Origin of the sequence: Dryocola mayonis (assembly GCF_051307045.1) — a bacterium.
GTDB lineage: Bacteria > Pseudomonadota > Gammaproteobacteria > Enterobacterales > Enterobacteriaceae > Dryocola.
Genome location: NZ_CP150452.1, coordinates 942,837 through 952,749, shown reverse-complemented (window position 1 = coordinate 952,749; position 9,913 = coordinate 942,837). Strand labels below are relative to the sequence as shown.

Sequence of the window (9,913 nt, the reverse complement as noted above, 5' to 3'; positions counted from 1 at the left end):
TGGCTTAACAGCAATTCAGTGAATTAAGGCTTGCGATCTTGCTGAGGAAGTTGAAGAGATTAAAACAAAAAACCCCGCCGCTGGCGGGGTTTGCATATCAATTATGTTGCGAGGCGACCTGCATATGGCGGCGTTTAAACATCCAGCCCACCAGCAGCAGGGCTATCCAGCCGCAGCCCACATAGAGCGAAATGCGGGTATCCGGGTGCCATCCGATAAGCGCGATGATAAACACGAGGAACACCAGGCCAAGGATAGTGGTCGCCACGCCGCCGGGAACCGGGAATTTTAGCGCTTTGGCTTCTTCCTTCGAAAGCCTGCGGCGGAAGGCGACCTGCGACAGCAAAATCATGATCCACACCCAGACGGTGGCGAACGTCGCCAGCGACGCAATCACCAGGAAGACGTTTTCCGGGATCATATAGTTCAGGTAGACGGCCAGCAGCATAGCGACGCTCATCACCAGCACGGTTACGAATGGAATGCCGTTGCGCGAGGTTTTTGCGAACACCTTAGGCGCGCTGCCCTGCTCCGCCATACCGTGCAGCATACGGCCTACGCCGAACACGTCGCTGTTAATGGCGGACAGCGAAGCGGTGAGCACCACAAAGTTCAGAATGCCCGCCGCAACGGTAATGCCCATATGCTGGAAGGTCAGCACGAACGGGCTGCCGGAAGTGCCCACCTGGTTCCACGGGTAGATGGACATGATGACAAACAGCGTGCCCACGTAGAACACCAGAATACGCAGCGGGACGGAGTTAATCGCGCGCGGAATAGATTTCTGCGGGTCTTTCGCTTCGCCGGCGGTGATACCGATAATTTCTATGCCGCCGTAGGCGAACATCACCATCTGCAGCGACATCACCATGCCCACCCAGCCGTTGCTGAAGAAGCCGCCGTTGCTCCACAGGTTGTGTATGCCCGTCGCCTGGCCGCCGTTGCCGATGCCCCAAAAGATGATGCCGATGCCGGCCACGATCATGATGATAATGGTGGCGACTTTAAAGAACGAGAACCAGAACTCCAGCTCGCCAAATACCTTCACGCTCATCAGGTTGATGGCGCAGATAATCAGCACCACGCTAAGCACCCAGATCCAGTGCGGCACCGCCGGGAACCAGACGCCCATATAAATGCCGAATGCGGTCACGTCGGCGATGGCAACAATCAGAATCTCGAAACAGTACGTCCAGCCGGTGATATAGCCCGCAAGCGGCCCCAGGTTATCCTGCGCATAGCGGGAAAACGAACTCGCTGCAGGGTTATGCACCGACATCTCGCCCAGCGCGCGCATGATGATATATGCCGCCACGCCGCCGATAATGTAGGCCAATAATACGCTTGGCCCCGCCATTTTGATGGCGTCCGCCGAGCCGTAAAACAGCCCCGTACCAATCGCCGAACCCAGCGCCATAAAGCGAATGTGCCGAGTGCTCAAGCCGCGCTTGAGCTTATTCTTGTTTTCCATCGTACCAAATCACTCTCAACAAATAAAAAACCACGGAGCGCAGCCCCGTGGTTAAACAACACACAAATTTTTAGTGGGCGTTTGAGACCACTCGTCGCCCTGCTGCGCGGTCCCAGACCACGGCGATTATCACCATCGCCAGGGTCGGCAATACCCACGCCAGGCCCTGATCGGCCAGCGGCAGACGCGCCGTCCACGCCGGCAGCATATCGCTAACGGCCGAGGCCTTGATCCCGTCAATGATACCAAACATTGTGCTGATGAGCATCGCCGGCGCTATCACGCGCGTTGAGTTGTGCCACCACGGACGGGTGAAGCTCAGCACCACCAGCGCGATACACGGCGGATAAATGGCCGTCAGGACGGGAATAGAAACCTGAATCAGGTGGCTCAGGCCGAGGTTCGACACCACCATCGAGAACAGGCCAAGGATAAACACCAGCGCGCGATAGGACAGCGGCAGATACTGGCTGAAGAACTCGGCGCAGGCGCAGGTCAGGCCGACCGCCGTCACCATGCAGGCGAGGAAAATCAGCGCGGCCAGGAAGAAGCTGCCCGCGCCGCCGAAGGTATGGGCCACGTAGGCATGCAGGATCGCGGCGCCGTTGGCGTTCTGATCGGCAACGAGCGTGGCGCTGTCGGAACCCAGGCGGAACAGCGCCAGATAGATAAGCGTCAGGCCAACGCCGGCAATCAGGCCGGCCCAGATGGTGTAGCGCGTCAGCAGGCGGGACTCGGTGACGCCGCGCGAGCGGGCCGCGTTGACGATAACTATGCCGAACACCAGCGAAGCCAGGGTATCCATCGTCAGGTAACCGTTCACGAAGCCGTTGGAAAACGCGGCATTCTGATAGGCTTCGGTGGCGGTGCTGATGCCGCCCGCAGGCCACAGCACGGCGCCGGCGGCCAGCACCAGAAGCGCGACGATTTTCACCGGCGCCAGCACGTGCCCGACGGTATCAAGCAGCTTGCCCGGATACAGGGAGATGCCGATAACCATGGCGAAATAGATAAGGCTGTAGATAAACAGCGGCAGTTCGCCCGTTCCCGTCAGGGGCGCGATGCCCACCTCAAAAGAAACGGTCGCGGTGCGCGGCGTGGCGAACAGCGGGCCGACGGCCAGATAGCAAATGGTGGCCAGCAGCACGCCTGCGCGACGGCCAATCGGCGAGCTCAGGCTGTCAATACCGCCGCCCACGCGGGCAATGGCGACAATGGTCAGAACCGGCAGACCCACGGCGGTCACCAGGAAGCCAAGCGAGGCCATCCAGACGTGTTCGCCGGCCTGTAAGCCAACCATCGGAGGGAAAATGATATTGCCCGCGCCGACAAATAACGCAAAGGTCATGAAGCCCAAAGCGATGATGTCGCGAGATTTTAAATGATGGGTCATAAAATAATTGCAGCCTGTGGATGTGTGGTGTTGAGTTTTTTCAAATTTCTCTGCCGTACAGCATGGCAAAAAAGTGGCGTATCCAGTTATCGACAGCGGAAAATACTGATCCCGATCGGCGGCGAAGAATAGTTGGTCGAATTACCACGCAAATTCAGTCGGTCTGGTAACACCAGGGGCGCAATTAAAACGCTTATAGCGTTTGAAGACAAGAAGGGATCGGGAAACCAGATTGATATCCTTAAATTAACCACAAATGCAGTGGATAAATTCAATTATCGGAAATTATTATGGTGCATCATGCGGTCATTTTAGCAACAGCTGACGAAATTTGGTTAACAGGCGGGCAAAAAACGCACAATTACCGGCGACTGGAAAGAGAAATTGACAGATTTGATTAAAAAATACTCAAAAGCCGGACGGGTAAGCACAGCGCTACCCGCCCGTTGCGTTACAGAGCCGTTGCCTTTTCGCTGACGATCAGCCGCTCGGGCAGCACAAAAGAAAAAGTGGTGCCCTTGCCCGGCCGGCTTTCGATCTCCAGCCGCGCCTCGTGGTGGCTCAGGGCGTGCTTGACGATTGCAAGCCCCAGCCCGCTGCCGCCCGTTTGCCTGGAGCGCGCTTTATCCACGCGGTAGAAACGCTCCGTCAGCCGCGGAATATGCTCCGCCGAGATGCCCGGCCCGTTATCCGCCACGCTGAATTTCGCCCCCTGCGGCGCCTTTTGCCAGCTGACGGTAATATGCGTGCCTTCAGGTGTATGATTCACGGCGTTGTAAACGAGGTTCGAAATTGCGCTGCGCAGCTGCTCCTCGTTGCCGAAGACCTTCAGCTCCGGGTCGACCTCAAACCGCAGCGTCTGCTTTTGCTGGCTTAGCGTCTGCGCCTCGCGCTCCACCACGCGCAGCATCAGCGGCACGTCGATCTTTTCGTTCAGCGCCATCGCCGGCGCCGCCTCAATGCGCGATAGCGTCAGCAGCTGCTTCACCAGCCCCTCCATACGCGACGTCTGCTCGCGCATGGTTCCCAGCGCTTTATCCCGCAGCGGCCCTTCCAGGCTCTGGTCCTGCATCATCTCCAGGTAGCCCTGCAGCACCGTTAGCGGCGTGCGCAGCTCATGGCTGACGTTGGCAAAAAAGTTGCGCCTTGCGCCTTCCAACTGGTGCATCTGCGTCACGTCGCGCGCCACCAGCAGCCACTGCTCTTCGCTGTAGGACATCACGCGAAACTCCAGGTGGCGCCCGTTGTTCAGCACCAGGGTCAGCGGACGGGTAAATTCTTTATCGGTTAAGTAGCGGGTAAATTCCGGATAGCGCAATAAGTTAAGGATATTCTGGCCGTTATCGTCCGGCCAGCGCAGGCCCGAGCAGCTGCTGCGCCAGGCCGTTGCACCAGAAAATCGTTCCTTCTTCCGTGGTCAGCACCACCGCGTCCGGCAGCGATTCGGCCCCGCTGCGAAAGCGCTTAATCAGATTTCCCAGCTCCTTACGCCGTTTCTTGTTGCGCAGCTGCATCTGATGCAGGCCGTAGAGCAAAGGTTCCCAGCTGCCCCGCCCCGGCGGCGGCGTCATGCTGCGGTCGACCCACAGCCACCAGGAAAGGCGCAGTAAATTCCAGAAATGCCAGGCCAGCAAAGCGGTAACCGCCGCCAGTAAAAACCAGGGAAGGTGGCCAAAAATCAGCCCGAGGATGACCGCCGGTAAACAGCAGAGCATCAGCTCCAGTACCAGCCTTTTCCATGACAAGCGTTCGAGCACGCGTCACACTCCTGTAAGGAAACTAAAAACGGGTCGAGAAGCGATAGCCCGTGCCGCGTACCGTTTGCACCATGCGGTCATGGCCGCTTAGTTCCAGCGCCTTGCGCAAACGTCGGATATGCACATCCACCGTGCGATCCTCAACGTACACGTTGGTGCCCCAAACGTGATTGAGCAGCTGTTCGCGGCTGTAAACCCGTTCCGGATGCGTCATAAAGAAGTGTAAAAGCTTAAACTCCGTCGGGCCCATATCAAGAGGATTTTCACCGGTCATCACGCGGTGCGACGACGGGTCGAGGCTTAGCCCCTGCATTTCAATAACCTCTTCCACCGCCATTGGCGAAATACGGCGCATGACGGCCTTGATGCGCGCCACCAGCTCCTTAGGCGAAAACGGCTTGGTGATATAATCATCCGCGCCCACTTCCAGGCCGCGCACGCGGTCTTCCTCTTCGCCGCGCGCGGTCAGCATCATAACGGGAATTTCTCTGGTCAGCGCCTCGCGTTTGAGGTGCTTAATAAACTGAATGCCGGAGCCGCCGGGGAGCATCCAGTCGAGCAGGATCAGATCGGGGAAAGGTTCGATAAGAAGATTCACGGCGGCGTCATAATCTTCCGCTTCTACTGGCTGAAAACCGTTTTGTTCGAGCACGAAGCTCACCATCTCACGGATTGGAGCTTCATCTTCTACGACTAAAATACGCTTCGCCATGTTTTGCCCTGTTTAAACAATGCCATTGCTGATTTGTGCGACAGTATGCGTCAGATTTATGACAGATTTATGAAAAAAATAACGGCCAGATGACGTATTGCCTTGAATTATGACGCGCGGAAGTGCCCTTCGTGACGACTGCCCTTATAATCTCCACACGCTTTTTTGCCACAGGACGGATTATGCGCATTATCCACACATCGGACTGGCACCTCGGTCAGAACTTTTACACCAAAAGCCGCGGGCCGGAACATCAGGCTTTTCTCGACTGGCTGCTGCAGGGCCGCGGTCGAGCATAGCGTGGATGCGATAATCGTTGCGGGCGATATCTTTGATACCGGCTCGCCGCCGAGCTACGCCCGCGAGCTTTACAACCGTTTTGTGGTGCAGCTGCAAGCCACCGGCTGCCGGCTAATCGTTCTCGCCGGGAACCACGACTCCGTCGCCACGCTCAACGAGTCCCGCGAGCTGCTGGCCTGCCTGAATACCTCGGTTATCGCCAGCGCTCGCCACGATGCGAGCGAACAAACGCTGGTGCTGAATAAAAAAGACGGCACCCCCGGCGCGATCCTCTGCCCGATTCCATTTTTACGCCCGCGCGATATTCAAAGCAGCCGGGCGGGGCTTAGCGGCCATGAAAAACAGCGTTCATTAATGGAAGCCATCACCGAACACTACCAGCAGTGCCACGCCGCCGCGCTGGCCGTTCGCGGCGAACAAAAGCTGCCGATTATCGCCACCGGCCATTTAACCACCGTAGGCGTGACCAAAACGGACGCCGTACGCGATATCTACATCGGCACGCTGGACGCCTTCCCGGCGCAAAATTTCCCGCCGGCCGACTACATCGCCCTCGGGCATATTCACCGTGCGCAGCTGATTGGCGGCACGGAACATATCCGCTACAGCGGCTCGCCCATTTCCCTGAGCTTTGATGAAACCGGCAAAGCCAAAAGCGTATACCTGGTGGAATTTGCCGAAGGCACGCTGCATGAGGTGACCGCTCTTCCCGTGCCCGTCAGCCAGCCGCTGGCGGTCATAAAAGGCTCGCTGAGCGAAATCGAACGGCAGCTTGAGCAGTGGCGGGATGCGTCTTGCGAGCCAAAAGTCTGGCTGGATATCGAAATCGCCACCGATGAATATCTGCACGATATACAGCGCCATATTCAGCAGCTGACGGAAAGCCTGCCGGTCGAGGTGGTGCTGCTGCGCCGCAGCCGGGAACAGCGCGATCGCGTCCTCGCCCAAAGCCATAAAGAAACCCTGAGCGAGCTGACCGTGGAAGAAGTGTTTGAGCGTCGCCTGGCGCAGGAAGAGACAACCGAAGAGCGCGGCCAGCGCCTGCGCACCCTGTTCGCCCGCACCGTCGCCGGCCTGCAGGATACGGAGGAATAAGCATGAAAATCCTCAGCCTGCGCCTGAAAAACCTCAACTCCTTAAAAGGCGAATGGAAGATAGATTTCACCCTGGAGCCCTTTGCCAGCAACGGGCTTTTCGCCATCACCGGCCCAACGGGCGCGGGGAAAACCACGCTTTTAGACGCCATTTGCCTTGCCCTTTACCATAAGACGCCGCGCCTCAATACGGTTTCGCAGTCGCAGAACGATTTAATGACGCGCGATACCGCCGAGTGCCTGGCGGAAGTTGAATTTGAGGTCAAAGGCGTGGCGTACCGCGCATTCTGGAGCCAGAACCGCGCGCGCAATGCGGTAAACGGCAATCTTCAGGCCCCGCGCGTCGAGCTTGCGGAAGTGGCAACCGGCAAAATCGTCGCCGATAAAGTTAAAGACAAGCTTGAGTACACCGCAAAATTAACCGGGCTGGATTACGACCGCTTCACCCGCTCAATGATGCTTTCGCAAGGACAGTTCGCCGCCTTTTTAAATGCCGACGCCAACGACCGCGCCTCGCTGCTTGAAGAGCTGACCGGCACGGAGATTTACGGCCTGGTCTCCGCCGCGGTGTTTGAAAATCACAAAAACGTACGCGGCCAGCTTGAGCAGCTGCAGCTTCAGGCGGCGGGCGTGGCGCTGCTGGACGAAGAGCAACAGCAGCAGTTGGCCGCAAGTTTGCAGGCGCTCACTCTTGATGAAAAAAACCTGCTCGCCGAACAGCAGAAGCTGCAGCTAAACCAGCAGTGGTTAAGCCAGCTTGAACAGCTCGATAGCAGGCATAGCCAGGCCAGACTTTCCCTTGCCGCCGCGGGCCAGGCCCTGCAGGACGCCGCCCCGCAGCTGGAAAAACTGACGCTGGCCCAGCCCGCCGAGAAGCTGCGTCCGCACTGGCAGCGCCTGCAGGAGCAGCAGGCCGCTTTGCAAAGCACGCTGGCTCAGGCAGATAAAGTAAACGCTCGCTTACAACAGGCGACGCAGCGCCGCCAGCAAACGCGGCTGTTCGCGGCGGCCAGGACAGCGGAACTTGCCGCAGAAACCGCGCGTTTGCAGGAGTGGCTGACAACGCACGATCGCTTCCGGCTGTGGGGCGCCGAGCTTGCCGGCTGGCGCATGGCCTTTAATCAGCAACAGCGCGATACCGCCCAGCTGCAGGCCCTGCAGCGCGATATTCTCGCCGGGCAGCAAAAACTCCAGGCTTTGCCCGCGGCTGAACTGAAGCTAAGCGCTGACGAAGCGAGCGCTCAGCTACAGGCGTTAGTCGCCGCTCGCCCCCGTCGCCAGCAGCTTGCCACCCTGCAGCCGCAGCTTGTTTCACTGCTCAAACATAAAAAACAGCAGCAGCAGGAGATCGCGACGCTCGAAGAGCAGTTAGCGAAAGGCGATGCGGAGCTGGCGCTAAAGCGTCAGCAATATAAAGACAAGCGTCAGCATGCGGACGACCTGGAGAAAGTGTGCGAAATGGAGCAGCGCATCGTCAGGCTGGAGGCCGAGCGCGCGCATCTGCAGCCCGACCAACCCTGCCCGCTGTGCGGCTCCACTCAGCATCCGGCGGTTGCGGAGTACCAGGCTTTACGGCCCGATGAAAACCAGCAGCGCCTGAGCGCGCTGCAACGGGAGGTCGCGACGCTGGCGGAACAAGGTTCGGCGGCCAGGGGCCTTGCTGGAAGCGCAGCGCCAGCAGCAGGCGAAGCTTACCGCCGCGGTTAAGGCGCTTAATGAAGAAGAGGCCGCGCTGCGCGCCCGCTGGCAGCAGCTGTGCGCCGAACTGCAGCTGGAATTGACTGCGGAAGACGATCTCAACGCCTGGCTCGAAGACGCAGAGCGGCGCGAACGGCAGCTAAACCAGCTCAGCCAGAGAATCGTGCAGGAGGAGCTGCTGGCTAAGGCGCAGCTGCAGTACGCCAGGCTGGAAGCGGAGATGGCCTCCGGGCGCGATGAGCTGAATGCCGCGCTCGAAAAAGCGGGCCTGCAGCATCCGCCTCACGGGGAAGAAAACAGCTGGCTTGAGCAGCGCCTGCAGGAATCGCAGCGGTGGCAGCAACAGCATGAACGGCTGCCGCATTTACAGCAGCAGCTCACCACGCTGGACGGCGTGTTAACCGCTTTCGTTGACGACGGCACCGCGCCACCGCCGCTGCCTGAAAATGAGCAGGCTCTTGCGCTGCAAAACTGGCATCGCCTGCACAGCGACTGCATTTCTCTTGCAAGCGAATGGAAAACGTTGCAGCAGCAGCGGCAGCAGGAAGAAACCCGCGCGGCCCGGGCAAAGGAGCAGTTCCTGAGCGCGCTGGCGGCCAGCCCCTTCCCTGAGGCCGCCGCGTTCCAGGCGGCCCTGCTCGACGAGCATGAGCGCCAGCAGCTGGAAGCGAAAAAACAACGGCTTGAGCAGCAGCATCAGCAGCAAATCATTCTTTGCCAGCAGGCGGAGCAGGCGCTTGCGCAACACAAATCGGCCCGTCCGCAAACGCTGGCCGCGGATGCGACCCTGGATTATCTGCAGCAGCAGCTTGCCCAGCTTCATCAACAGCTGCGTGAAAACACGACCCGGCAGGGCCAGATCCAGCAGCAGCTTCGCCAGGACGCGGAAAATCGTCTGCGCCAGCAGGAGCTGATGCGGGCCATCGCCGACTATCAGCAGCAGGTGGAAGACTGGGGCTATCTCAACGCGCTGATCGGTTCTAAAGAAGGGGATAAATTCCGCAAGTTCGCCCAGGGGCTGACGCTCGACAACCTGGTGTGGCTTGCCAATAACCAGCTCAACCGGCTGCACGGCCGCTATCTGCTGCAGCGTAAGGACAGCGAGGCGCTGGAGCTGCAGGTGGTGGATACCTGGCAGGCGGACGCGGTTCGCGATACGCGCACCCTTTCCGGCGGAGAAAGTTTCCTGGTGAGCCTGGCGCTGGCGCTGGCGCTGTCCGATCTGGTGAGCCATAAGACCCGCATCGATTCGCTGTTCCTCGATGAAGGCTTCGGCACGCTGGATGCCGAAACGCTGGATACGGCGCTGGACGCGCTGGATACGCTGAATGCGAGCGGGAAAACCATCGGCGTGATTAGCCATGTGGAAGCGATGAAAGAGCGCATTCCGGTGCAAATTAAAGTTAAAAAGATCAACGGGCTGGGGGTTAGCCGGCTGGCGAAGGAGTTTTCCGTAGGCTGATTTGACGACGTCGGATGGCGCACGCG

General features: G+C 58.9%; 3 protein-coding genes and 3 pseudogenes. 2 read left to right on the top strand and 4 right to left on the bottom strand.

Translation table 11 applies throughout. The features are described 5' to 3' along the window. Positions 1-97: 97 nt before the first annotated feature. The 4 genes and pseudogenes from proY to phoB all read right to left on the bottom strand — a co-directional run bounded on the left by proY (position 98) and on the right by phoB (position 5,333). Entirely contained in the window at positions 98-1,471 is a 1,374-nt protein-coding gene (gene proY, locus WLO32_RS04625; RefSeq protein ID WP_435947348.1) for a proline-specific permease ProY, read from the bottom strand. A 70-nt stretch (positions 1,472-1,541) separates the two neighbouring features. Then, positions 1,542-2,864 carry a branched-chain amino acid transporter carrier protein BrnQ gene (gene brnQ / locus WLO32_RS04620; protein ID WP_435947347.1) on the bottom strand — a complete coding sequence of 441 codons (1,323 nt, stop codon included), beginning with the start codon at positions 2,862-2,864 and terminating at the stop codon, positions 1,542-1,544. A 451-nt stretch (positions 2,865-3,315) separates the two neighbouring features. After that, positions 3,316-4,621, bottom strand: a pseudogene (gene phoR / locus WLO32_RS04615) (phosphate regulon sensor histidine kinase PhoR). A 22-nt stretch (positions 4,622-4,643) separates the two neighbouring features. Beyond that, positions 4,644-5,333, bottom strand: a complete 690-nt coding sequence (phoB, locus tag WLO32_RS04610) for a phosphate response regulator transcription factor PhoB (protein WP_121265288.1) — start codon at positions 5,331-5,333, stop codon at positions 4,644-4,646. 182 nt (positions 5,334-5,515) lie between these two features. Here phoB and sbcD point away from each other — a divergent pair. Further along, positions 5,516-6,728: pseudogene (gene sbcD, locus WLO32_RS04605) on the top strand (exonuclease subunit SbcD). A 2-nt stretch (positions 6,729-6,730) separates the two neighbouring features. Continuing rightward, a pseudogene (gene sbcC, locus WLO32_RS04600) lies at positions 6,731-9,887 on the top strand (exonuclease subunit SbcC). Positions 9,888-9,913 lie beyond the last annotated feature (26 nt).